Origin of the sequence: Bradyrhizobium sp. AUGA SZCCT0182 (genome assembly GCF_018130185.1) — a bacterium.
GTDB lineage: Bacteria > Pseudomonadota > Alphaproteobacteria > Rhizobiales > Xanthobacteraceae > Bradyrhizobium.
This window is the reverse complement of the sequence record NZ_JAFCLY010000014.1, coordinates 78,319-100,615: the sequence shown is the minus strand read 5'-3', so window position 1 is coordinate 100,615 and position 22,297 is coordinate 78,319. Positions and strand designations below refer to the sequence as shown.

Annotated in this window: 24 protein-coding genes; 15 read left to right on the top strand and 9 right to left on the bottom strand. The window is 63.3% G+C overall.

All coding sequences use genetic code 11. The features are described from left to right. The first annotated feature begins 27 nt into the window (after positions 1 to 27). From JQ611_RS17040 to JQ611_RS17025, 4 genes are all read left to right on the top strand, one after another. Positions 28 to 405: a helix-turn-helix domain-containing protein gene (locus JQ611_RS17040; protein WP_212211758.1), complete on the top strand. Its 378-nt coding sequence runs from the start codon at positions 28 to 30 to the stop codon at positions 403 to 405. 74 nt (positions 406 to 479) lie between these two features. Next, a complete protein-coding gene (locus JQ611_RS17035; protein ID WP_212466072.1) occupies positions 480 to 1,871 on the top strand; it encodes a DegQ family serine endoprotease in 1,392 nt (463 codons plus the stop codon). Next, on the top strand, positions 1,868 to 3,211 hold the full coding sequence (locus JQ611_RS17030; RefSeq protein ID WP_212269276.1) for a replication-associated recombination protein A: 1,344 nt from the start codon (positions 1,868 to 1,870) through the stop codon (positions 3,209 to 3,211). The genes JQ611_RS17035 and JQ611_RS17030 overlap by 4 nt, the downstream gene beginning before the upstream one ends. Before the next feature lie 107 nt (positions 3,212 to 3,318). Then, the gene (locus tag JQ611_RS17025; RefSeq protein ID WP_312012023.1) at positions 3,319 to 3,918 is read left to right on the top strand and encodes a tetratricopeptide repeat protein; all 600 of its coding nucleotides are present in this window, start codon (positions 3,319 to 3,321) and stop codon (positions 3,916 to 3,918) included. Positions 3,919 to 3,949: 31 nt separating this feature from the next. Here the strand turns inward: JQ611_RS17025 and JQ611_RS17020 are convergent, their stop codons facing one another. Together JQ611_RS17020 and JQ611_RS17015 are read right to left on the bottom strand one after the other, a co-directional pair. Continuing rightward, entirely contained in the window at positions 3,950 to 4,282 is a 333-nt protein-coding gene (locus JQ611_RS17020; protein WP_212269274.1) for a hypothetical protein, read from the bottom strand. A gap of 218 nt (positions 4,283 to 4,500) precedes the next feature. Next, positions 4,501 to 5,454 (bottom strand): alpha/beta hydrolase, encoded by a 954-nt coding sequence (locus JQ611_RS17015; RefSeq protein WP_212466070.1) that lies wholly within the window; start codon positions 5,452 to 5,454, stop codon positions 4,501 to 4,503. 232 nt (positions 5,455 to 5,686) lie between these two features. Between JQ611_RS17015 and JQ611_RS17010 the strand changes: the two genes are divergently transcribed. Both JQ611_RS17010 and JQ611_RS17005 read left to right on the top strand, forming a co-directional pair. Beyond that, positions 5,687 to 6,886, top strand: coding sequence for an RluA family pseudouridine synthase (locus tag JQ611_RS17010; protein WP_212466069.1), 1,200 nt, complete (start codon positions 5,687 to 5,689; stop codon positions 6,884 to 6,886). Between the two features lie 245 nt (positions 6,887 to 7,131). Beyond that, positions 7,132 to 8,247: an amidohydrolase family protein gene (locus JQ611_RS17005; RefSeq protein WP_212466068.1), complete on the top strand. Its 1,116-nt coding sequence runs from the start codon at positions 7,132 to 7,134 to the stop codon at positions 8,245 to 8,247. A gap of 4 nt (positions 8,248 to 8,251) precedes the next feature. Here the strand turns inward: JQ611_RS17005 and JQ611_RS17000 are convergent, their stop codons facing one another. Continuing rightward, complete coding sequence (locus JQ611_RS17000) at positions 8,252 to 8,707, bottom strand: hypothetical protein (protein ID WP_249133232.1); 456 nt, start codon at positions 8,705 to 8,707, stop codon at positions 8,252 to 8,254. A 145-nt stretch (positions 8,708 to 8,852) separates the two neighbouring features. Here JQ611_RS17000 and JQ611_RS16995 point away from each other — a divergent pair, with 145 nt between their 5' ends. The 3 genes from JQ611_RS16995 to JQ611_RS16985 all read left to right on the top strand — a co-directional run bounded on the left by JQ611_RS16995 (position 8,853) and on the right by JQ611_RS16985 (position 11,542). Continuing rightward, the gene (locus tag JQ611_RS16995) at positions 8,853 to 9,629 is read left to right on the top strand and encodes an ATP12 family chaperone protein (RefSeq protein ID WP_212466067.1); all 777 of its coding nucleotides are present in this window, start codon (positions 8,853 to 8,855) and stop codon (positions 9,627 to 9,629) included. 69 nt (positions 9,630 to 9,698) lie between these two features. Then, complete coding sequence (locus tag JQ611_RS16990) at positions 9,699 to 11,279, top strand: flagellar hook-length control protein FliK (RefSeq protein WP_212466066.1); 1,581 nt, start codon at positions 9,699 to 9,701, stop codon at positions 11,277 to 11,279. Further along, the gene (locus JQ611_RS16985; protein ID WP_212269268.1) at positions 11,276 to 11,542 is read left to right on the top strand and encodes an EscU/YscU/HrcU family type III secretion system export apparatus switch protein; all 267 of its coding nucleotides are present in this window, start codon (positions 11,276 to 11,278) and stop codon (positions 11,540 to 11,542) included. Before JQ611_RS16990 ends, JQ611_RS16985 begins: the two co-directional genes overlap by 4 nt. Here the strand turns inward: JQ611_RS16985 and JQ611_RS16980 are convergent. Next, complete coding sequence (locus JQ611_RS16980; protein ID WP_212387921.1) at positions 11,539 to 12,156, bottom strand: TetR/AcrR family transcriptional regulator; 618 nt, start codon at positions 12,154 to 12,156, stop codon at positions 11,539 to 11,541. The genes JQ611_RS16985 and JQ611_RS16980 overlap by 4 nt on opposite strands. Before the next feature lie 119 nt (positions 12,157 to 12,275). Here JQ611_RS16980 and JQ611_RS16975 point away from each other — a divergent pair, with 119 nt between their 5' ends. The 4 genes from JQ611_RS16975 to JQ611_RS16960 all read left to right on the top strand — a co-directional run bounded on the left by JQ611_RS16975 (position 12,276) and on the right by JQ611_RS16960 (position 16,053). Beyond that, on the top strand, positions 12,276 to 13,283 hold the full coding sequence (locus tag JQ611_RS16975) for a saccharopine dehydrogenase NADP-binding domain-containing protein (RefSeq protein ID WP_212466065.1): 1,008 nt from the start codon (positions 12,276 to 12,278) through the stop codon (positions 13,281 to 13,283). A gap of 15 nt (positions 13,284 to 13,298) precedes the next feature. After that, positions 13,299 to 13,682: a nuclear transport factor 2 family protein gene (locus JQ611_RS16970; protein ID WP_212466064.1), complete on the top strand. Its 384-nt coding sequence runs from the start codon at positions 13,299 to 13,301 to the stop codon at positions 13,680 to 13,682. 90 nt (positions 13,683 to 13,772) lie between these two features. Further along, entirely contained in the window at positions 13,773 to 14,591 is an 819-nt protein-coding gene (locus JQ611_RS16965; protein ID WP_212466063.1) for a class D beta-lactamase, read from the top strand. A 79-nt stretch (positions 14,592 to 14,670) separates the two neighbouring features. After that, positions 14,671 to 16,053: a serine hydrolase gene (locus tag JQ611_RS16960; protein WP_212466062.1), complete on the top strand. Its 1,383-nt coding sequence runs from the start codon at positions 14,671 to 14,673 to the stop codon at positions 16,051 to 16,053. A gap of 19 nt (positions 16,054 to 16,072) precedes the next feature. Here the strand turns inward: JQ611_RS16960 and JQ611_RS16955 are convergent, their stop codons facing one another. Together JQ611_RS16955 and JQ611_RS16950 are read right to left on the bottom strand one after the other, a co-directional pair. Beyond that, a complete protein-coding gene (locus JQ611_RS16955) occupies positions 16,073 to 17,074 on the bottom strand; it encodes a dienelactone hydrolase family protein (RefSeq protein ID WP_212387942.1) in 1,002 nt (333 codons plus the stop codon). A 74-nt stretch (positions 17,075 to 17,148) separates the two neighbouring features. Further along, a complete protein-coding gene (locus tag JQ611_RS16950; RefSeq protein WP_409411280.1) occupies positions 17,149 to 17,499 on the bottom strand; it encodes a DUF4260 domain-containing protein in 351 nt (116 codons plus the stop codon). 192 nt (positions 17,500 to 17,691) lie between these two features. Here JQ611_RS16950 and JQ611_RS16945 point away from each other — a divergent pair, with 192 nt between their 5' ends. Beyond that, positions 17,692 to 19,224, top strand: a complete 1,533-nt coding sequence (locus JQ611_RS16945; RefSeq protein ID WP_212466060.1) for an acyl-CoA carboxylase subunit beta — start codon at positions 17,692 to 17,694, stop codon at positions 19,222 to 19,224. A 99-nt stretch (positions 19,225 to 19,323) separates the two neighbouring features. On the opposite strand, the gene JQ611_RS16940 is transcribed toward JQ611_RS16945, so the two are convergent. Beyond that, positions 19,324 to 20,328, bottom strand: a complete 1,005-nt coding sequence (locus tag JQ611_RS16940; protein WP_212466059.1) for an alpha/beta fold hydrolase — start codon at positions 20,326 to 20,328, stop codon at positions 19,324 to 19,326. 249 nt (positions 20,329 to 20,577) lie between these two features. Here JQ611_RS16940 and JQ611_RS16935 point away from each other — a divergent pair, with 249 nt between their 5' ends. Continuing rightward, complete coding sequence (locus tag JQ611_RS16935) at positions 20,578 to 20,925, top strand: hypothetical protein (protein ID WP_212466058.1); 348 nt, start codon at positions 20,578 to 20,580, stop codon at positions 20,923 to 20,925. A gap of 48 nt (positions 20,926 to 20,973) precedes the next feature. Here the strand turns inward: JQ611_RS16935 and JQ611_RS16930 are convergent, their stop codons facing one another. Further along, complete coding sequence (locus JQ611_RS16930) at positions 20,974 to 21,471, bottom strand: hypothetical protein (protein ID WP_212466057.1); 498 nt, start codon at positions 21,469 to 21,471, stop codon at positions 20,974 to 20,976. Positions 21,472 to 21,625: 154 nt separating this feature from the next. Continuing rightward, positions 21,626 to 22,174, bottom strand: coding sequence for a hypothetical protein (locus JQ611_RS16925; RefSeq protein WP_212387952.1), 549 nt, complete (start codon positions 22,172 to 22,174; stop codon positions 21,626 to 21,628). Positions 22,175 to 22,297: the final 123 nt, after the last annotated feature.

Here is a 22,297-nt window from a genome sequence, read left to right as displayed (position 1 = left end):
TGTTTGGATACTATTGGAAAATAACGCATGAAAAGGCGGAATTTTGCCCATCGGCCCGGCTGCTCGGTGGAAGCCACCCTCGACCTGATCGACGGCAAGTGGAAGGGCGTGATCCTGTTCCACCTGCAGGCCGGTACCCAGCGATTTGGGGAGTTGCGGCGGCGGATGCCCGGCATTACCCAGCGCATGCTGACCAAGCAGCTGCGCGCGCTGGAGGATGACAAACTGGTGGTCCGCAAGGTCTATGCCGAGGTGCCGCCGCGGGTCGAGTATACCCTCTCGGAGCTCGGCGAGAGCCTGCGCCCCGTGATCGATACGCTGAAGGCGTGGGGGGAGAGCCATCGGGACCGATTGTCCTGTGGACCCGCGCCGGAAACCATCAAAGCGCCCGATCGCGCAGCGTAGTTGTGGACCGCTTTGTCTTCTCTCGTTGCCGCCCCGCATCTATATCTGACGCACCAAATTACGGGATCTCCTGCATGTTGATTCGCTCTCTTGCCCTGCTACTGGTTTCCGCGATCGTTGCCACGCCGGCGCTGGCGCAGGACCGCCGCGTGCCGTCGTCGGGGGCCGAGCTGCGGCTATCCTTTGCGCCGATCGTGCAGCGGGTGCAGCCGGCGGTGGTAAACGTCTATGCCGCCAAGACGGTGCAGAACCGCAATCCCTTGCTGGACGATCCGATGTTCCGCCGCTTCTTCGGCGTGCCCGGCCAGCAGCCCGAGCAGATGCAACGTTCGCTGGGTTCGGGCGTGATGGTCGATGCCTCCGGCCTCGTCGTCACCAACAACCACGTCATCGAAGGCGCCGATCAGGTCAAGATATCGCTGGCCGACAAGCGCGAATTCGAAGCCGAGATCGTGCTGAAAGACAGCCGCACCGATCTGGCGGTGCTGCGCATCAAGGACTCCAAGGAGAAATTCACGACGATCGACTTTGCCAATTCCGATGAATTGCTGGTCGGCGACGTCGTGCTCGCGATCGGCAATCCCTTCGGTGTCGGCCAGACCGTGACGCAAGGTATCATCTCGGCGCTGGCGCGCACGCAAGTAGGCATCACCGACTACCAGTTCTTCATCCAGACCGATGCCGCGATCAACCCCGGCAATTCCGGCGGCGCGCTGGTCGACATGACCGGCAAGCTTGCCGGCATCAACACCGCGATTTTTTCGCGCTCCGGCGGCTCGCAGGGCATCGGCTTTGCGATTCCTGCCAACATGGTGCGGGTGGTCGTGGCGTCCGCCAAGAGCGGCGGCAAGGCGGTGAAGCGCCCGTATCTCGGCGCCAAGTTGCAGGCGGTGACGCCCGAGATCGCGGAGACGCTGGGGCTCAAATCGCCGACCGGTGCGCTGGTCGCCAACGTCGCGGCGAACAGCCCGGCAGCGCGCGCCGGATTGAAACTGTCCGACCTGATCGTGGCCATCGATGGACAGGTGATCGACGATCCCAACGCGTTCGACTATCGCTTTGCCACCCGTCCGCTGGGTGGTTCGGCGCAGATCGACGTGCAGCGCGCCGGCAAGACCGTGAAGTTGGCGGTGCCGTTGGAAACCGCGCCCGACACCAACCGCGACGAGATCGTGCTGACCGCGCGCTCGCCGTTCCAGGGCGCGAAGGTCGCCAACATCTCGCCGGCGGTTGCCGACGAGCTGCGGCTCGACGCTTCGACCGAAGGCGTCGTCGTGATCGATCTCGCCGATGGCGGAACCGCCGCCGGCGTCGGCTTCCAGAAGGGCGACATCATCCTCGCGGTCAATAGCCAGAAGATCGCCAAGACCAGCGATCTCGACAAGGCGTCCAAGACCTCGGCACGGATCTGGCGCATCACGGTGGTGCGCGGCGGCCAGCAGATCAACGTGACGCTCGGCGGATGAGCCCGAAGCAGCCACGCGAAGCTGCCAACCTCTTTGCCGCGGCAGGGATGGAGCAGGACGCGCCGCGTCCGCTGCCGGACCGGCTGCGCCCGCAGTCATTGTCAGATGTCGTCGGCCAGGATCACATCCTCGGCCCCGACGGCGCGCTGACGCGGATGCTGGAAACGCGCACGCTGGGCTCGCTGGTGTTCTGGGGACCGCCCGGCACCGGCAAGACCACGGTGGCGCGGCTGCTCGCCGATGCCACCGAACTGCATTTCGAGCAGATCTCCGCGGTATTTTCCGGCGTCGCCGATCTGAAGAAAGTGTTCGACGCCGCGCGCGCCCGCCGCGAGACCGGCAAGGGCACGCTGCTGTTCGTCGACGAGGTGCATCGCTTCAACCGTGCGCAGCAAGATTCGTTTCTGCCCGTGATGGAAGACGGCACCGTGGTGCTGGTCGGCGCCACCACCGAAAATCCGTCGTTCGAACTCAACGCGGCGCTTCTGTCGCGGGCCCGCGTGCTGGTGTTTCATTCACTTGATGCGGTGGCGGTGGAACAGCTCTACGCCCATGCCGAAAAGATCGAGAGCAAAAAGCTGCCGCTCGATGCCGAGGCCCGCGCCGTGCTGGTGCGGATGGCCGACGGCGACGGCCGCGCCGCGCTGACGCTTGCCGAAGAAGTCTGGCGCGCCGCGCGCAAGGGTGAGGTCTTCAACGCCGAGAAGTTGCAGGACATCCTGCAGCGCCGCGCGCCGATCTACGACAAATCCGCCGACGGCCACTACAACCTGATCTCGGCGCTGCATAAGGCGGTGCGCGGCTCCGATCCGGATGCGGCGCTGTATTATCTCGCGCGCATGATGGACGCTGGCGAAGACCCGCTGTTCCTGGCGCGGCGGGTGGTGCGCATGGCGGTCGAGGACATTGGCCTTGCCGATCCGCAGGCGCTGGTGATCTGCAACGCCGCCAAGGACGCCTATGATTTCCTCGGCCATCCCGAGGGCGAACTGGCGATCGCGCAGGCCGTGATATATCTCGCCACCGCGCCGAAATCGAACGCCGCCTACAAGGCCTTTGGCGCGGCGATGCGCACGGCGAAGGAGGGCGGTTCGCTGCTGCCGCCAAAACACATCCTCAACTCGCCGACCAAGCTGATGAAGTCGGAAGGCTACGGTTCCGGCTACGAATACGACCACGATGCGCCCGATGCGTTTTCCGGCCAGGACTATTTCCCGGAAGCGCTGGGACGCCAGACATTTTATGATCCGCCCGACCGCGGCTTCGAGCGCGAAATCCGCAAGCGGCTGGACTATTGGGCGAAGCTGCGGCGGGAACGCAGTGGGGGAAGCGCTGAATGATTGGTCTGAAGTGCCCTGGCTTGTTCGCTTTCGCGTGCGCGCTTCTTGCGGTGGGGTTTGCGCATTCCGCGTCGGCTGACATCGTGGAAGTTGCACCGGGGATACAGGTGACGAAGCGTACCTATGCGGCGCCGAGCAAGGAGCAGCCGTTCTTTGGATTCGCAGCCAAGACCGACGCGGAGCGGGAGGAGGACGACAAGTTCGTCAAGGCGCTGGTGCAGGCGGCCGGGACCAAGGAGAAGGCCCTGGACGAAGTGGTCAAGCGTGGTTGGCGGGCGCTTGGATCGGGCAAGTACCCCGAAGCTGCACTGCGATTCAATCAGGCCTATCTCGTGGCTCCCGAACAGAGCGTCGTCTATCACGGCCTGGCGGCGATTGCGCAAATTCGCTTCAAGGACCTCGACTTTGCCGAAGAACTGTTCCGGATTGCGCAGAAGCAGCCCAATCCGTTGAAGATGCTGAATGCGGACTACGGCCGCGTGCTTCTGGTCGCCAAGCGGCCAAAGGAGGCGCAGCCGGTGCTGGAGCAGGCGGTCAAGGACACGCCGGACTTCGGCGACGCCTGGATCAATCTCGCCCACGCCCGCCTGCAAAATGGCGACCGCGAGGCCGCCTGCACGGCGGCCGACGTGGCGATGAAGCAGCGTCCATCCAGCAACGCGAGCGTCGATCTCAATCGCTTGAGAAATGACGCGCAGTGCAAGTGAGCACCCGGAGTTCCGCCTGCTCGAGCGGCCATCAACCTTTCGCGAATTGAACGCAGGCCAGGGCGAACGTAAGCACGCCGGCGATCACCAGATACAGCGCCGTTCGCTTCCGCGACTCGATGGCCCCACGTGCCAGCGAGACGGCCAGAGTTCCTCCGGCTGTCACGACATGCTTCAATACGATTTGCCGCACGAACGGATTGCTGATTTTCATCGCGATGCGTTCGACCTGCTCTCGGCCCTGGCCGGCAAACTCGCTGCTGAGCGATTGGTCGAAAATGCGGAGCGCCATTCGGAATACTAGAACGAAACCTGATCCGACGACAATCATCGCCGTACCCAGGATGGCGATCAGAATTCCCACGAAGATGGACATTCCCGTGATCCCTTCGATTGGCGTCCGCAAGCCGCGCCGGCCCGTTCGGCAAGCTCCACGGGCACGCTCGGCAGATCATGAGCATCTTCGGGAATAGCTCAGTGACAAAGGTCACACCGGCCGGACGCTTTCGTCGTCGCGGATGGAGGACCGCTTCGTGAGGGTTCAGCGCGGGTATTGCCGGGCACATAGAGCCGGGAGCAAAGCTACTTGCCCGTCTTCACGAACTCCAGGATCTCATCGGTCAGCCGCGTATCTGACGTGTTGATCGCGTAGACCTCCGACATGTGGCTGTGCTGCGGCAGCATGAAGGTGCGCGCGCACCCCTCGGCGCTTTTGCAGGTGGCCTGTTTCAGCAATTCGTATTGCTCGATGAAGCGCGGTGGATCGAGTTCGGCGGCAGTGGCCATCAATGGAATCTTTGTCTCCAGCAAGCCTCGCAGCGAGGATCGTTCGGCATAGCGCGAGGGATCGGAACCGAAATAGGTGATCTCGGCGTCCCCGACCGGCGATGCCGTCAGGTCGTAGATGCCGGAGACCATGATCGCCCCCGCAAGGCCGCCGCCCTTCACCTTGTGAAGTTCGGGGTGCGATACGTAGTTGGCGACATGCACCGCGCCGGCGGATTGCCCCATCAGGAAGACGCGCGCCGGATCGCCGCCACGCTCGGTGATTTTCTCGGTCACCCATTGCACCACCGACGCAAGGTCTTCGGCGCTGGCCGGATAAACGAATTGCGGCGCGAGGCGGTAGGTGGCGTTGACGCCGACAAAGCCGTTCTTTACCGCCCACAGCATGATGTTGTCGTAAAAGGGACTGCCGGGATTGCGCTTGTTGCCGGCAACAAAGCCGCCGCCGTGGATGAAGATCAGTACCGGTCGGGCGGATGAATTCGTGTCCGGCGTAAACACGTCGAGCAGATGTCGCTCCGCCGCGCCGTATTTGACGTCGCGCTCGGTCTTGACGCCCTCATAGGGCTCCTTTTGCTGCATCGGCGCGTAGAGCGCGGCGGTCTTGGGCGGGTCAATGGTGCGCCCGAGCTCCAGCAGCTTCCACGCCAGATCCTCCGACATCGGGGGCTGCTGTGCGAGGGCTGAACCTGCCCACATGGCTGCGATCACGGCCAGCAACACCTTCACGGCCCATGTCGTCGATTTCATCCCGCAACTCCCATTTGCATCTAAACCATAATCCGGCCGCTGCCCGACAAGGCTGACAAGCTTCCGCACGCGCACACGAGTATCAGGTGGATCTGGCGCGAGGCCAAATGCAGCGGAAATTGAAGCCGGATCGGCCGGGTTTTGCTCCGACATTCCCCGGAACGGGCCGATTCACCGTGACGATTCGCTGCATTTGCGCTAGGCAACGACCTTATCCGGAGCCAAGCCAATCATGAGCCGTCGCGTCAAAAAACCTCTCCGCCCGGCGGGCGACCGCCCCAAGGGCGCGCGTCCCTATCGGGGCTCGAAAGCCGAGCGGCCGGCCCATCGTCCGGGCGGCAAGCCGCCGGCGCGTTTTGCGGCCGCGGCGCCCCGCGCGCCGAAACCGACGCCTTACGTGCCCGAGCCGGAGAAGATCGTCGCGGAGCCACCGCCGCTGCCGACCAAGGTCCAGACCGTGGTCGTGACCGCGGACGAGAACAACATGCGCGTCGATCGCTTCCTCGAGGCGCGTTTCCCGGGGCTGTCATTCTCCCACATCCAGCGCATCGTTCGCAAAGGCGAGCTGCGCGTCAACGGCAAGCGCGCCGACAGCAAGGACCGGATCGAGGAGGGGCAGAGCATCCGGATTCCGCCGCTCAAGCTCGACACGCCGAAGGTCGGCGGCACGCTCTCGGAGGCCGCGACCAAGACGCTGCAGGCGCTCAAGGACATGATCCTGTTCGAGGATGCCGACGTCATGGTGCTGAACAAGCCGGCGGGGCTTGCGGTGCAGGGCGGCTCCGGCATCACGCGCAATGTCGACGACATGCTGGAAGTGATGCGCGACGCCAAGGGACAAAAACCAAGACTGGTGCACCGGCTGGACCGGGAAACGTCGGGCTGTCTGTTGATCGCAAAGACACGCTTCGCCGCCACCGCGCTGACCGGCTCGTTCCGCCATCGCTCCGCGCGCAAGATTTACTGGGCGATGGTGGCGGGCGTACCGAAGCCGAAGCAGGGCCGCATCTCGACCTATCTCGCCAAGGAGGAGAGCGAGGACGACACCATCATGCGGATCGCCAAGCATGGCGACGAAGGCGCCAGCCACGCGGTGACCTATTACGCCGTGGTCGAGACCTCGGCGCAAAAGCTCGCCTGGGTGTCGCTGAAGCCGGTGACGGGGCGAACCCATCAATTGCGCGCGCATATGGCGCATATCGACCATGCCATCGTCGGCGATCCCAAATACTTCAACAAGGAAAACTGGGACCTGCCGGGCGGCATCCAGAACCGCCTGCATCTCTTGGCGCGCCGGATCGTGATCCCGCATCCGCGCGGCGGTGTGATCGACGCGACCGCGCCGCTGCCGCCGCACATGCTGCAATCCTGGAACCTGCTCGGCCTCGAGGCCGACCGGTTCGATCCGATCGAGAACGCGCCGGAGGAGTAAGACGTTCGATCTGTCAGCGCGCCGCCATCAATTTTCCGGGAGCGCAAGAACGATCAAATCGAGGGCGTGCTAATCAGCTATCGCCCGGTCCGGTTTGTTTTGGCACCAGGCTGCCATCGTGAACAAAGGATCGGCATATGATCGGGACTTGGCTCCGCGCTGCGCTTTTCTGTTTTCTTCTGGGTGAGGCTGCCGCGCTCGGCGCTCCAGCCAGAGCGGAAACTCTCGCGCTAGCGGGTGGCCGCGTGTACGCATCGCCCGACGCAACGCCGCTTGCCGATGCGTTGGTTGTAACGACCGACGGCGTCATCACCGCGATCGGCAGCCGCAGCGAAGTGCAAATCCCACAGGATGCCCGCGTCATCGATTGCACCGGCAAGACCGTCGTTGCCGGCTTCTGGAACAGCCACGTTCACTTCACGCAAGGCGTTTGGAAAAACGCCGGCACCGCGCCGGCGGCGCCGCTGCAGGACCATATGCAGGAGATGCTGACGAAATGGGGTTTCACCACCGTATGGGACCTCGGTTCCGATCCGCGTGACTCGCTTCCTCTCCGCAAGCGCGTCAATGCCGGTGAAATCCTCGGCCCAAGCATATTCTTCGCCGGCAACATTTTCCCCAAAGGCGGCCATCCCGCCTATCTGCCGCCCGAACTGCAACTGCCCGAGGCCGCCACGCCGGAGGAGGCTGCGCAAATGACGCGCGCTTACTTGGGAATGGGCCTCGATGGCATGAAGTTGTTCACCGGCGTCTATATGGGCGACAAGCCCGTCGTGAATATGGACGTGGCGATCGCCAAGGCGGCGGTCGACCTGGCGCATGCGCAGGGCAAGCCGGTGTTCGCGCATCCGCAAAACAAGACTGGAATGGAGACGGTGGTCGAGGCCGGAGTCGATGTGCTGGCGCATATCATTCCCGGGCAACCGGGCTACAGCCCCGAGCAGCTCGCAAAATTCAAAGCGCAAGGCATTGCATTGATCCCGACGCTGTCGCTGTTTGCGAAAACTATCGGCGGTCCAGCCCTGGCTGCGCGCCTCGTCGATTCCGGCGTCCAGCAGATCAAGGCGTTTTCAGGCAACGGCGGCGCCATTCTGTTCGGCACCGATGTCGGCTTCACCACGATCTATGACACGTCGGTCGAATACGAACTGATGCACCGGGCGCTTTCGGAAAAGGAAGTGCTGGCCACGCTCACAACCAACCCGGCCAAATATTTCAAGGCGGCCAGGAAGGGTAAAGTAGAAAAGGGCTTTGACGCCGATCTCGTGGTCCTTGACGGCGACCCGATGGCTGACGTCGGCAACCTTGCGAAAGTCGCCTACACCATCCGTGCAGGGCAGGTGATCTATCGCAAGCCGTGAAGGCTCAGCGCTTGAACTGCGTGAGAAACAGCCGCAAGGAATCTTGTGCGCTTTCGATGTCCGAAATCACCCAACCGTCAGGCCCCTTGACGGCGATGAAATTCAGCGTGACGGCGCGGCCGTTATTATTGAAGCTGGCGGTGACATAGGTCTTGTCGAATTCCGTGCGCAGGATTTTTGTCGAGACCGGGCCGATTTTCCAGCTCGGGCTCTGCACCATGAAATCGTACGGCGCCTCGCGCGGGGCGATCCACGCGCTTCGCAGACTGCGGTCGAAAAACTGCTCCGCGATTTCGGCGCTACGCGGCAATCCCTTCGACAGATCGGACGAGCCCTTACCGTAATAGGCGTAGACATTGCGGACCAGGGATTCCGGCGTGCGGAACCCGGCTTGCGCGGGCAGGGCGGCCAAAACAGCCGTCGAAATCAGGATCGCAGCAAGGAATTTCACGGCTTTCATGGGCTCTGTCTCGGCCTTATCCGGGTTTCACGGGCCTATTTTGCCGGTAAATGACATCAGGCGAAAGCCTTGCGCGCGCTTCGAATCGACCTGTTTTCTCCGCTGAACCGGTGTCCATTTCGCCCAAAAGCGCTATAAGGCGCGAATGCGTGAATTAATCGATGAAGTGGCCGGCCAGTCTCCGTTCGACCCCGAGGAGGCGGTGCGGCGCGCGACGCGCGTGCCACAGCGCAAGCGCTTTTATACCAGTGCCGGCGTCGGCGAGGCGGACGGCGGCTTTACCGTCACGCTTGACGGCAAGCCGATCCGCACGCCCTCCGGCCGCCATGTCGTCGCGCCCAACGCTGTTATTGCGGAGGCGATCGCGGCGGAATGGAATGCGCAAGTCGAGACCATCAACCCCCTGACCATGCCGCTGACACGGTTTGCCAACAGCGTTGGCGAAGGGGTCGTCGATCGTGTCGACGCGGTCGCCGACGACGTCGCAAAATATCTCGGCACCGATTTGCTGTTCTATCGCGCCGGCCATCCCGAAGCGCTGGTCGCAAAAGAAGCCGCGCATTGGGACCCCGTGGTGTTCTGGGCCGCCAATGAACTCGGCGCCCATTTCATGCTGGCCGAGGGGATCGTGCACGTCACCCAGCCGGAAACAGCGATCCAGGCGGCGCGCTCGGTGTTCCCAGGCGATCCCTGGTCGATCGCGGCGATGCATGTGGTGACGACGCTGACTGGCTCGGCGCTGCTGGCGCTGGCGCTGTTCCACGGCGTGCGCAACGCCGACGAGGTCTGGGCCGCCGCCCATGTCGATGAGGACTGGAACATCGAAAAATGGGGCCTCGACGAGGAGGTCGCGGCCCGCAGGGCAGCCCGGCTGGTCGATTTCACCGCCGCGGTCACCATTCTGAAGGCCTTGAAGCCTTGAATCAGGTGGTCGGTTAACGAGAGGTTTACGACGCCGGGGTAGCCTCAAGCCCTGGCCGAGACCTCTGATATGGCGATCTCTATCAACAATTCCGTGCTTCCGGTGCTTGCCGCCCAAGAGGTCGGCGGCGTGGCGCCCGAGCTCGTGCTGGCGCAGGGCAGTGTGGTCAATGCGCAGGTCCTGAAAATTCTCGACGCCAATCTGGTGCGGATCGCGATATCAGCGCTTTCCATCGATGTGGCCACGGAGATTCCGCTGCAGGCGGGACAGTCACTGCAACTGGCGGTGTCGCAGACCAAGGACGGGATCAGGCTTGCACTGGTCGGGCAGGGCGGCGTCGCCAATGATGCCGTCACGCTGTCGCCGCAGGCGCTGGTCGACGCGGCGGCCAACCGACCGACAATCGTAGCCCCCTCCAAAAACGTCCTGACGCCGCTGGAACGCGCGGCGGTGTCGGTCGCAGCGCAGAGTGCGGCGACCGAGCAGGACAGTCTCGCGCCATTGTTCGCCAATCTCGGCGCCGCGGTGTCATCCGCTAACCTGCCGCCGAAACTGCAGCAGGCCATCGCGCAGGTGCTGGCGCAACAGACCAGCCTCGACCAGAATCTCGACGGCGGTGACATCAAGACCGCGTTCCAGAAATCCGGAATTTTCCTCGAGGCGTCGCTGGCCTCAGGCGCGGTGCCATCGTCAGGCGCGCCCGATCTCAAGGCCGCGCTGATCGTGCTGCGCCAGACGCTGCAATCGGCGCTCGGCGGGGACGCAACGGTGACCACGAAAGCGCCGCCGGCACAGGCCGGTTTGCCGAATGCCGCACCCAGCCTTGCGCCTTCTGGGACTCCCGATCTCGACGTCCACGAAATCCTGCTGCCGCAGGCCCGGTTGCCTGTGGCTCAGGAGATTGCCCAAACGCGCGGCGGCCTGCAGGGTGCGCTCGCCCAGGCCCTCAATTCCGGACCGAGCGCGGGCGCGACCATGAACCTGCTGCAGGAAGCGCTGCAGCAACTCGGCACTCCCGCGCGCACGGCAACACTATCGAAGGCCGCACCCGGTGACGACGTCACCGTTCACACCAACACGCCGCCGCCGCCGTTTCGCGGCGCGTCGCCGACCGCGCAGCCGGTCGCGTTACCCTCGCTCGCGCCGGACGCGCCGCTCGCCACCACGGCGCATCATCTGCTCGACGACACCGATGCGGCGATTGCGCGGCAGACCCTGCTGCAGGTCGCCTCGCTGCCGGACCGCATCGACGTTACAGGGCCGAAGGTCGACGCGACGACGCCGCGTTGGAATTTTGAAATCCCGTTCGTGACGCCGCAGGGCACGGCGATGGCGCAGTTCGAGATTGCCCGCGACGGCAGCGCCAGCGAGGTCGAGGCCGCCAAGCGGGTATGGCGGGCGCGGTTTTCTCTCGATGTCGAGCCGACGGGGCCGATTCATGCGCAGGTGTCGCTATCAGGCGAAAAAACATCGGTGCGGATGTGGGCGGAACGATCAGCCACCGCCGCGCAGCTGCGCGCCGGTGCTGCGGAATTGAGCCAGGCACTCACCAGGGCCGAACTGCAGCCCGGCGAGATCGTGATCCGCGACGGCGCGCCGCCGCAGGCCGCCCCCGCCAAAGCCGGGCATTTCCTGGATCGCGCGCTATGAGCGTCGAGGCGAGAAACCAGCTTGCGGTCGCGTTGCACTACGACAAGAAAGGCGCGCCGCGCGTCGTCGCCAAGGGCAAGGGCACCATCGGCGCCAAGATCATCGAACTCGCCAAGGCCCACGACATCCCGATCGAGGAGAACGAGGTGCTGGCGGGCGCGCTGTCCCATGTCGAGATCGGCGACGAAATTCCGGAAGAGCTCTACAAGGCGGTCGCCGAGGTGCTGATCTTCGTCCTGCGGCTGTCGGGGCGAATTCGCTAGCTGCGCTTTGTACCGGTCGCAACCGCGATCACCGCTTCTCCGCCTTCGACAAGCGCCCGCGCAGGGCCCTTCTTGCCAAGCACCTGGCTGTTGGCAAACGCACCGTCAATCAACAGCACAAGCTGATCGGCCAGGCTCTCGGGCGACCTCGCCTTGATTGCCTTGGCGAGCGCCAGGAATCGCTGATGCAGCTCGGACTTGTTTTTTTGCGCAACGGCGCGACCGGGCAGGCCGGGTTGCGGAAACTCGATCGCCATATTGAGAAACGGGCAACCGCGATAGCGCGGACCGGTGATGTAGGCCGCGAGCCATTTCAAATGTTCGCTCAACTCCTGCCGCGGCCGATCCTTGTTCGCCGCAGCCACCTTGTCCCAGTGCGCAAAGAAATCCCGGTGCTCGCGCTCCAGGAACGCGGCCACCAGATCGTCCTTGGTTGGGAACCAGCGATAGAGGCTGGTTTTGGCCGCGCCGGATTCGGCAACGACGGTATCAACCCCGACCGCGCGAATGCCGTCACGGTAAAATAGCTCGCTGGCCACGTTCAGAATCTTCTCGCGCACCGGGCTGCTTTGCCGGGGCCGGCGCTTGTTCGTCGCTTCGGTCGCTTCCGCCATCGCACGGCATCCTCTTTGGAACTTTCACGTCGCTTGACAGTACAGACCTGTCCGTACTACATCAATAGATACAGACCTGTAGCGTTTATGGGTCCGAAACGAAGAGTGGAGGATCCGTGATGACGCATCAGATTGGTATCTACGGCGGCGCGGGGCACACCGCGAAAATGGTGGCGGCCGAACTGCGGGATCGGGGCTTCGTGCCGGTTCTGGGCGGACGCAATCGCGCCAAACTGGAGGCCGCGGCGCAGGGGCTGAACGGCGTGGAGGTTCGCACCGCCGATATCGCGCGTAGCGATGAACTGCGTGCGTTCCTGAGCGGCTGTAGCGCGGTGGTCAATTGCGCGGGGCCGTTTCAGGCCACGGCCATGCCGATTGCCTCGCTCGCGGTAGAACAGGGCATTCACTATTTCGATTTCACGACCGATGCTTCGATCGTCAACGCGCTTCATCTGGAGTTGGGCAAGGCGGCTGCGGCGAAGAAGCTGGTGATTGCACCGGCGATCGGCTTCTACGGGTCGCTCGCTGAATTGATGGTGCGCGCCAGCGCGCCTGATCTTGCTGCGGCCGACGATGTCCTGATCGCCTATTCCGTCATGGGCTGGAAGCCGACGATTGGATCGCTCAAGGCCATGGCCGAACTCGGCGGGCGGCGTGGCGTCCATACCAATGGACGGTTCGAGATCCGCACCGGCGATCCCAGGTTTTCGACGTTCAGCTTTCCCGCGCCGGTGGGAGAGGCGCCGGTCTTGCTGGATTACCCGGCGCCCGAAGTCGTGACCATCCCGCGCTACCTCACAACATCAGAGATAAGGGTGATGATGACGGTAGGGACCGTAAAGGATCTGCGCGCCGCGCCGGCGCCGGATTCCGTATCCGACGAGGAGCGTGCCGGAACTGACTATATCATCGTGACGGAAGTCACCGCGGCGGGCCGGGTCTATCGGGCCACGCTGAGGGGCGGCGATATCTACCGTATCACCGCGCCGATCATCGGCGAATGCGTCGAACGCGCGCTGACGGATCGCGCGTGCATCCATGGGGTGGTTTCCGCAGCGGAGGCTTTCGACGCCGCGGACATGCTGCAGCAGGTCGCCCGGCATGGGCTGACCGTCTCATTCAACTGACCAGGGAGGACGACGATGACTGTTATGACGATGCCTGCAACCGCCATTCCGAATTATCAGGACGTTGCGCGCCGCTATGCGGACGCGTGGAATGCCCATGATGTCGGCGCCATCATGGCGATGCACAGCGACGATACGCTCTACCATCTGCATGGAGAGGTCGAAGTCCATCGCGGCCGCAAGGCGGTGACCGACAAATTCACGACCCAGCTCAAACAGGTGCCGGACATCCATTTCGCGCTGAAGTCGCTCTATGGCAGCGGCGACCATTTTGTGTTCGAGGCCGTGATCACCTACACCCGAAACGGCGAACAGGCGCGGTTCGACGGCATTGACCTCATTACGATTCGCGACGGTCTGGTCGTCAGCAAGAACTCCTATATGGTCAAGGCGGAGTAGGGTCGGCCGTATCGCCACGGTTTTACCACGATGTGAGTGAACTTGGCGGCGGCCGGTCATTGCGTCCGGCCGTTGCAGAGGTGCTCTTTCGTGATCAATCGCCGCCATGCGCTCGGACTTGTTGCCGCCGCAAGTCTTTTGCCTTCGCGCAGCTTCGCCAATGTCTCCTATCAGCGCAGCGAATTTCGCGACGATCTGGCAAAACGGTTTTTCGACCTGGGAACGGTCGGCACCTTCGTCGGCTACAAGGTCGACGATTATCTGATGATCGCCAGCGACAAGGTCCGCTCGGGAGAGGACAAGCTACCGGCTTCCACCTTCAAGATTCCGAATTCGCTGATTGCGCTGGAGACCGGCGTGGTCGAGGACCCGGACAAGGATATCTTCAAGTGGGACGGGGTGACGCGCAGCATCGCGGCCTGGAACCAGGACCACACGCTGCGCTCGGCGATCGCGGTCTCCGCGGTGCCGGTCTATCAGGAGATCGCGCGGCGCATTGGCTTAGAGCGGATGCAGAAATATCTCGACCTGTTCGAGTATGGCAACCGCGACATCGGCGGCGGCATCGATCAGTTCTGGCTGACCGGAAATCTCCGCATCGATCCCATCCAGCAGATCGATTTCGTCGACCGGCTGCGGCGCGGCGTGCTGCCGGTCGGCAAGCGCTGTCAGGAGCTGGTGCGCGACATCCTCCCCGTAACGAAGGTCGGCGACGCCACGATCCGCGCCAAGAGCGGTTTGCTGGGCGCCGAGCAGGGCAAGCCGTCCCTGGGCTGGATGGTCGGCTGGGCCGAGAAGGGCAGCATGCAAACCGTGTTCGCGATGAACATGGATTGCAAGGAGCCCGCCCATATCGCCGCGCGCATGACGGTGACGCAGCAATGCCTGTCGGACATTGTCGCGATTTAATGTCCCCGCTTCTGGCGGCCGGGATCGCGCTGAACTAGCATTCCCTGCGATGGCAAATCGCCATCAACGGGGCTTTGGCATGCTGCATCGCCGCGCTGTCGTGCTGGGTGGGTTGGCGCTTTCGCTCGGTGCCGGCTACGCGCGGGCACAGGCTCCTGCCGAGGAGAGTCTTTCGACGATCCTGAAGGAGCGGGTGGATATCGGCCGCGAAACCACCGGCCTCGTTGCCGTCGTTCTCGATGGCGGCCGGCGCATCGATGCCGCCTACGGCCGCTCCGACGCCGCTGACAACCGTGCGCTCGATGCCGACAGCGTTTTCGAGATCGGATCGATCAGCAAGGTTTTTACCGCGCTGCTGTTTGCCGACATGGTGGTGCGCGGCGAAGTGTCTTCCGGTGATCCCGTCGCCAAATTGCTGCCCGCGAACGTTCGCGTGCCCGAATTCCAGGACAAACCGATCACGCTGCTCGATCTTGCGACCTATATGTCGGGCCTGCCGCGCATGCCTTCCAATTTTGCGGCGAAAGACAAGAGCAATCCCTTCGCCGATTACACGGTCGAGAACCTCTACGCTTTCCTGGCCGACCACCAGCTGCGCTTCATGCCCGGTACCCATTATGAATACGCCAATCTGGGCTTCGGTCTGCTCGGTCATGCGTTGGCGCTCCGCGCCGGCATGAGTTACGAAGAACTCGTGATCTCCCGCATCTGCGCACCGCTTGGCATGGACGATACACGGATCACGCTGTCGGGTTCGATGCAGTCGCGGCTGGCGCGCGGACACAACTCCAGGCTCGAGCCGGTGGCGAACTGGGACATTCCCACACTTGCCGGCGCCGGCGCGCTGCGCTCGACCGCGAATGATCTGTTCAAATTCCTGGAAATGGCCCTCGGCAACAGGTCGTCGCCGCTGGCGCCGGCCATGGCCATGACGCTGGGCGAGCGCCACCCGACCGAGCGGCCGAGAGTGGAGGTCGGCCTCGGTTGGTTCCTGAGCACCAGCTACAAGGATGAGATCGTCTGGAAGGATGGCGGCACCGGCGGCTATGCCACGTTCGTTGGGTTCTCGATGAAATCGCACCGAGCCAGCATCCTGCTGTCCAACACGGCCGACTACGGGCCGAACCTCAGGCTCGGTGTCCATCTCGTCAATTCTGCCTACGCGCTGCCAAAACTGCGCCGCGCGGTGCCGGTCGATCCGGCGGTGCTTGCGAGCTATGCCGGCCGCTACATGCTGGCCCCGACCTTCGTGCTGACGGTCCGCGCCGAGGGCGGTCGGCTGTTCGTCCAGGCGACAGCGCAGCCGGAGTACGAAGTGTTTGCCGAGGACGACACCAATTTCTTCTATCGCGTCGTCGACGCCCAGATCACCTTCGATCGCCTCGACAACGGCGCGACGCTGCCGCTGACGCTGACACTGCATCAGAACGGCAGGGATCGGCCGGGACGGCGGCTGCAATGATCCGGTATTGCGCTTCCCGCTACCCCAATTTGAACAGCGCCTGCAAAAAGTCGCTCACGGCCTTGCGCGCTTCCGCGGCGGTCGCCGGGTTGCCGCCGACATGCGGGTTGAGCTCGATGCAGGCGTCCTTGTAGCTGAACGGCGCCTTGGTATCGGCATTCATCAAGACGCCGCCTTCGCCCTCGCTGAGCTTGCAGCTGCGCGCGGTCTGCGAATTGGCCGAGACCGTCGTCGCGCTGAGGCCGAGCAGGCCGGAATCGAAGCCGTGCGGGGAGTCCGGATATTCGGTCAGCACCACGTCGCGCTTGGCTTCCTGTAGCCGCGCCAGATAGGCCTTGCAGCTCGAGACCGGATTATAATCGTCGGGCGTGCCGTGATGGATCCGGATCGGGCGCGCCGCGATCTCGGTGTCGGTGGCGTAGGTCGTCGAGCAATCCGGATAGAACGGGATGTAGGCGGCGAATTGCGCGCCGGACTTGTTCCACAGTTTGTTGAAGCGATCGAGGCTGGCGTAGAGCGTGGCCTGTCCGCCGCGCGAAAATCCCATCAGCACGATCCGCTCAGGATCGACGCGCGGATGCTTGGCGAGGATCTCCAGCGAGCGGTAGATATCGACGATGAAATTGAGCCGGCCGAGCAGGCCCTGGTTCGGGCCAACAGCGGTGAGACCGCGGCCGGAGAAGCCGTCGATCACGAAGGTCGAAATCCCCAGGCTGTTGAGCTGACGCACCCACGGATCCATCCCGGCGCCGACGCCGCTCGAGCCGTGCATCAGCACCACGACCGGCAGTTTTCCAGTGCCTTGCGCGATGCGGAATGAACCGGCGACGGTGACCTGCTTGCCGTTGGCGTCGCCGTTCAAAAATTGCTGGTCCGAAATCGTCAGCGACGGGATCGCGTAGATTTCGGTCCGCGCGGCGACTTCCTTCGGGATCGATTGCGCGTTGGCCTCAGGCGAGCTCAGGAGAATCCCGCCGCAGAAGATCGCGGCCGTAACGGCGAAGCGCCAGTCTCTCAGCATCGGTGTACCCCCAGTGTTTTTCGTTGTGGGGGCAACTAGACCAAGCAGGGCAATACCTGTCAAACCGGACAGCCCTAGGTCGATTTCTTCCCGATCCGCCCGAGATGGGTGAAGCCAAACCCGGTGGCATATTTCAGCCCGTAGCCGAGCGCGCGGTCGAAGCCGATATGGGCGAGCCAGATCATCGCGACCGACAGCACCAAAGGCTCGGCCGTCACAAAGCCGACCGTCATCAGCGCCATCGGCACCATGTAGGTGTGGGCGGCGTTGTAGAGCATCGCCCCGAAGCGCGGCCCGAAAAAATAGGCGGCGAAGCTGAGGTCGGGCGCCAGGAACAGGGCAGCGTAGACCCACCACGATCCGTCCCAGACCCAGTAGAGCAGCGTCATCCCCAGAAATAGCGCCAGGCCTTCCAGCCGGAGCATGGTTCGCAGGCCCCCGGTAACGGTCCCGGTAGGCTCGGCGGTCGCAGTATCCGTCAATTGCATCCCCTGTGCAGAGGTGCGGATATAGGTGCATTTCCGCACCGGTACCAGAGGGCATGGAGGGGTGTTTCCGGTTCGCAAAAGGCCGTGTTAGAACCCCGGCCAATTCGGACCTATGACGGGCGGCAGCAAATGAAAGATATCCTGGACACCCTCGAAGAACGGCGCGCCGGCGCCAAGCTCGGCGGCGGCGAGAAGCGCATCGAGGCGCAGCACGCCCGCGGCAAGCTGACCGCGCGGGAGCGCATCGAACTGCTGCTCGACAAGGGCTCGTTCGAGGAATTCGACATGTTCGTCGAGCACCGCTCGGTCGAATTCGGCATGGAAAAGAACAAGATCCCCGGCGACGGCGTCGTCACCGGCTGGGGCACCGTCAACGGCCGCAAGACCTTCGTGTTCGCCAAGGATTTTACCGTGTTCGGCGGTTCGCTGTCGGAGACCCACGCGCTGAAAATTACAAAACTGCAGGACATGGCGATGAAGGCGCGGGCGCCGATCATCGGGCTCTATGATGCCGGCGGCGCGCGCATCCAGGAAGGCGTCGCGGCCCTCGCAGGCTATTCCTACGTTTTCCGGCGCAACGTCATTGCGTCAGGCGTGATCCCGCAGATCTCAGTCATCATGGGCCCCTGCGCCGGTGGCGACGTCTATTCGCCCGCGATGACCGACTTCATCTTCATGGTGAAGAACACGAGCTACATGTTCGTCACCGGGCCCGACGTGGTCAAAACCGTCACCAACGAAGTGGTCACGGCCGAGGAACTCGGCGGCGCCTCCGTGCACGCCACGCGCTCCTCGATCGCCGACGGCGCGTTCGACAACGACGTCGAGACGCTGCTGCAGATGCGCCGGCTGATCGACTTCCTGCCCAGCAACAACACCGACGGCGTGCCGGAATGGCCGAGCTTCGACAATATCGAACGCCTCGATATCTCCCTGGACACGCTGATCCCCGACAATCCGAACAAGCCCTACGACATGAAAGAACTGATCCTGAAGGTCGTGGACGAGGGCGACTTCTTCGAAATCTCGGAGACGTTTGCGAAAAACATCGTCACCGGCTTTGGCCGCATCGCCGGCCGCACCGTCGGTTTCGTCGCCAACCAGCCGATGGTGCTGGCGGGCGTGCTCGACAGCGATGCATCACGGAAAGCCGCGCGTTTCGTTCGGTTCTGCGACGCCTTCAACATCCCGATCGTGACCTTTGTCGACGTGCCGGGCTTCCTGCCGGGCACCGCGCAGGAATATGGCGGCCTGATCAAGCACGGCGCAAAACTGCTGTTCGCCTATTCGCAATGCACGGTGCCGCTGGTAACGGTCATCACCCGCAAGGCCTATGGCGGCGCCTTCGACGTGATGGCGTCCAAGGAAATCGGCGCCGACATGAACTACGCCTGGCCGACCGCCCAGATCGCCGTGATGGGCGCCAAGGGCGCGGTGGAAATCATCTTCCGCAGCGACATCGGCGACGCCGACAAGATCGCCGCGCGAACAAAGGAATACGAAGACCGCTTCCTGTCCCCCTTCATCGCCGCCGAACGCGGCTACATCGACGACGTCATCATGCCGCATTCGACAAGAAAGCGGATCGCGCGAGCGCTGGCGATGCTGAAAGACAAGAAGGTCGAGATGCCGGCGAAGAAGCACGACAATTTGCCGTTGTGAGCGCTTCGTAGAGTGGGTTAGCGAAGCGTAACCCACCATCTTTGATCTTCGCGCCGGCAAGTGATGGGTATCGCTTCGCTCCACCCATCCTACGCAGCGTTAGCGGCCCGCCAGAAACCCCAGCACCAGCTCATTGTATTTCCCCGGCGCCTCCAGAAACACCAGATGCCCGGTGTCCGGTATCACCTCGGCGCGGGCGTTCGGCATTTTGGCGGCGAGCACCTTGGCGAGGTCGGCGTTGTGGCCCATCTTCGTCCGCAGCGCTTCGGGTGCATTGGCTTTGCCCGGTGCGTTGTGATCGTCGGCGCCCATGATGAACAGGGTCGGCCGCGTGATCAGCGGTATTTCATGCGCCACCGGCTCGCGGTAGATCATTTGCGCGGAGCTTACGAAGGCGCGCAGCCAGCGCGGATATTCGGCGCTGCCCTTGATGTTGAAGCGCGCATCGATGAACGGCGTCACCTGGTCCGCCGGCAGTTTTAGCGCATAGTTGGTTTCGAGCTGCTTGCGATATCCGTCAGCGGTCAGTTTGTCCTCGTTCTCCAGAATCTTTTCGGTCGGCGTCGGCGGCACATAGAGACGGTAATCCTCGAGCCCGATCGGCGCGGTCAGCACGAGATGATCGACCCGGTCAGGGTAGGCGCGGGCGATCCGCACGCCGAGCATTCCGCCGAGCGAATGGGCGACGATGTCGGCCTTGGCGATTTGCAGATGATCCAGCAGCGCCATCGTGTTGCGCGCGAGCGTGTCGAAATGCAGCTCGCCCTGCGGCTTGGAGGATTTGCCGAAGCCGATCTGGTCCGGCACCACCACGCGATAGCCTGCGTCCGAAAGAGTCTTGATCACCGGCGCCCAATAGCTCGACGGGAAATTGCGGCCGTGCAGCAGCACCACGGTGCGCCCGTTCGGCTGCGTCGGCGCGACATCCATATAGGCCATCCGCACTTGCTCGCCGTCGTTCGTGAGCGGCAGCAGGCTTACCGGATAGGGGTAGGCAAACCCTTCGAGGCCGATGCCATAGGGTTCGCGCGCGGTGGCGCCGGCTGGTGCATGAAGTGAAGCGAGCAGGGCGCTGGCCAGCGCCGCGGCACAAAGACGATTCATTGGGAACTCCGACGGCGTTGGCCTCGCGTGGCGGCATCGGAATCACGACGCGATGTCCACTTCAGGCAACGACATACCGGCGTTATGGTTTCGAGTGGAAGGGGGGAGCCATTCACGAAACGTCACCATCGCTTGATCGGGATCGCGCTCCGTCAAATGGCGCGGAAAAGGGGTTTAGCTCGATGCCTTGATCACCGGCGCCAACAGCGCGTAGGGTGACTTTCCACCAATTCCGGTATCTGCCCGTCAATGATTGAAGACGACCCGACCGAAGAGATTTCACGGATCGAAGCGCGGCTTGAGGAGCTTGCCGAGGCCGCCGAGCGATGCCGGAAGTATATTCTGGCTTCCAAAGCGGCGATCGCCGGCGGCGCCGCGCTATTGCTTGTGACGATGCTTGGCCTGTTCGGAGTCGGCATAGTTTCCGCGCTCGGATCGATCGCGATGATCCTGGGCGGAATTGTCTCGCTCGGATCGAATGTCAGCACCTTGCGGCAGACGGAGGAAGCCATCGGCGCCGCCGAGCTGCTCCGGTCCGATCTGATCAGCAGGATCGACCTGCGGATGGTTGCCGACGCGCCGATGAAACTGGCCTGACGGGCGGCGGTCGCCTTGATGGACGCAGTCGCGCGCGCGAGCCAACAATTATTGTTTTGATCCGGTCCAGCTTCCAGCACATCCATCGGATCGCCGGAACGAACCTCCGCCGCTGCGGCCCGAGAAACGGCGGGACATGGTCCAGCTCAGGCTCCCGGCGCTGCCGGTTCCGGACACCGAGCCGTTCGAGCTGACTTGACCGGTGCCGTATTGCCCCACCATCCTGCCGCTGGTGACGACCACCGTGTCGGTGGAGCTGGCGCAGGGCGTGCCGACGCTGGTAAGAACCCATGCTCCATCCAGATTGCCACCGCCGCCCCCGCTGCTTCGCGGTGCCCGGCGCGGTGCCTCCGCTTCGGGCTTGCTGCGTCGTGCCGGCTTTTCGGGTTCAACCGCCCGGGGCGTCGTGCGCGAACCGGACAGCGATTTTTCGTCATTGCCGATGCTGCCGCCCGCGCTCCCTGATTGCGCACGGGCCATATCAGGCAAGGCGACTATGGCTGACAGCAGGGCGGCTTTGACAATAAATCGAATGACGTTTTGCATAATAAATTGGTGTCCAATGAAGAGGGTCCTGGCGGCCGGACCCATCGGCAAAATAGCGCGCCGATCTGCGGGCAAGACTTGCCGGTCTCGCCGCACTCGTCAAGCGCTGCGCCCTTCGGACTTTGGACAGTGCCGCTAAGCGCGGTAGGCTGGATCAGCTAACTGAAATCCACCAATTAAATCTGGAGCGTCCCCAGGGAGCTACGGCTACGCCCGCGCCATGATTCCCGTTTGGCCTGCTCGCAAGCCGCGACCAGAAAAAATCCACCACGCCGACGCCGCCCACGCACCATGCGAAAAAGAACTCGGCCCGGGCATAGCTGTGCGCGCCCAACAGCGTGTCGAATAGTGCGAGGATGAAGCCCGTTGCAACCCAGACGATATCGCCGTCCGTGGGAGGTTTTCGTTTGAAGGCGTGAAGCACGGCTGCGTAAGCCAGTGCTACTGATACGGCCACGCTGCCCCAGGCCGTAGCGGCGACGACGTACAAGCCCGGCACGGCCTGACAAGCCTCTCCGCACCACGCCTGCGCGGATTGGGCCAAAGCGGAATGATAGGCGGCGTGAGCCACACCGCCGAGCAGCAGGGCGAAGCAGACCACATGACGGAGCGTGCGGAGCGCCGTTTGATGCTGGCTGGTCCAGGCGTCAAAGCGCGCCACCGCTGCGCGGAAAGCTTGTTTAGTGGATTGAACCAACTGCATGGGCAGTTAGACGTGGTGAACGGCTGGAAGGTTCAGGCCGATATCTCTTGTCGTCCCGGCCTTGAGCCGGGACCTATAACCACCGATGCCGATGTTATGCCAAGCTGGAGCTACAATCCCTTT

What these genes read in the sequence shown, in the direction of transcription:
- JQ611_RS17040 (WP_212211758.1), top strand. Translation starts at nt 28, where the DNA reads ATGAAAAGGCGGAATTTTGCCCATCGGCCCGGCTGCTCGGTGGAAGCC.
- JQ611_RS17035 (WP_212466072.1), top strand. Translation starts at nt 480, where the DNA reads ATGTTGATTCGCTCTCTTGCCCTGCTACTGGTTTCCGCGATCGTTGCC.
- JQ611_RS17030 (WP_212269276.1), top strand. Translation starts at nt 1,868, where the DNA reads ATGAGCCCGAAGCAGCCACGCGAAGCTGCCAACCTCTTTGCCGCGGCA.
- JQ611_RS17015 (WP_212466070.1), bottom strand. Translation starts at nt 5,454, where the DNA reads ATGAAATCGACGACATGGGCCGTGAAGGTGTTGCTGGCCGTGATCGCA.
- JQ611_RS17010 (WP_212466069.1), top strand. Translation starts at nt 5,687, where the DNA reads ATGAGCCGTCGCGTCAAAAAACCTCTCCGCCCGGCGGGCGACCGCCCC.
- JQ611_RS17000 (WP_249133232.1), bottom strand. Translation starts at nt 8,707, where the DNA reads ATGAAAGCCGTGAAATTCCTTGCTGCGATCCTGATTTCGACGGCTGTT.
- JQ611_RS16995 (WP_212466067.1), top strand. Translation starts at nt 8,853, where the DNA reads ATGCGTGAATTAATCGATGAAGTGGCCGGCCAGTCTCCGTTCGACCCC.
- JQ611_RS16990 (WP_212466066.1), top strand. Translation starts at nt 9,699, where the DNA reads ATGGCGATCTCTATCAACAATTCCGTGCTTCCGGTGCTTGCCGCCCAA.
- JQ611_RS16985 (WP_212269268.1), top strand. Translation starts at nt 11,276, where the DNA reads ATGAGCGTCGAGGCGAGAAACCAGCTTGCGGTCGCGTTGCACTACGAC.
- JQ611_RS16980 (WP_212387921.1), bottom strand. Translation starts at nt 12,156, where the DNA reads ATGGCGGAAGCGACCGAAGCGACGAACAAGCGCCGGCCCCGGCAAAGC.
- JQ611_RS16975 (WP_212466065.1), top strand. Translation starts at nt 12,276, where the DNA reads ATGACGCATCAGATTGGTATCTACGGCGGCGCGGGGCACACCGCGAAA.
- JQ611_RS16970 (WP_212466064.1), top strand. Translation starts at nt 13,299, where the DNA reads ATGACTGTTATGACGATGCCTGCAACCGCCATTCCGAATTATCAGGAC.
- JQ611_RS16960 (WP_212466062.1), top strand. Translation starts at nt 14,671, where the DNA reads ATGCTGCATCGCCGCGCTGTCGTGCTGGGTGGGTTGGCGCTTTCGCTC.
- JQ611_RS16955 (WP_212387942.1), bottom strand. Translation starts at nt 17,074, where the DNA reads ATGCTGAGAGACTGGCGCTTCGCCGTTACGGCCGCGATCTTCTGCGGC.
- JQ611_RS16950 (WP_409411280.1), bottom strand. Translation starts at nt 17,499, where the DNA reads ATGCTCCGGCTGGAAGGCCTGGCGCTATTTCTGGGGATGACGCTGCTC.
- JQ611_RS16945 (WP_212466060.1), top strand. Translation starts at nt 17,692, where the DNA reads ATGAAAGATATCCTGGACACCCTCGAAGAACGGCGCGCCGGCGCCAAG.
- JQ611_RS16940 (WP_212466059.1), bottom strand. Translation starts at nt 20,328, where the DNA reads ATGAATCGTCTTTGTGCCGCGGCGCTGGCCAGCGCCCTGCTCGCTTCA.
- JQ611_RS16935 (WP_212466058.1), top strand. Translation starts at nt 20,578, where the DNA reads ATGATTGAAGACGACCCGACCGAAGAGATTTCACGGATCGAAGCGCGG.
- JQ611_RS16930 (WP_212466057.1), bottom strand. Translation starts at nt 21,471, where the DNA reads ATGCAAAACGTCATTCGATTTATTGTCAAAGCCGCCCTGCTGTCAGCC.
- JQ611_RS16925 (WP_212387952.1), bottom strand. Translation starts at nt 22,174, where the DNA reads ATGCAGTTGGTTCAATCCACTAAACAAGCTTTCCGCGCAGCGGTGGCG.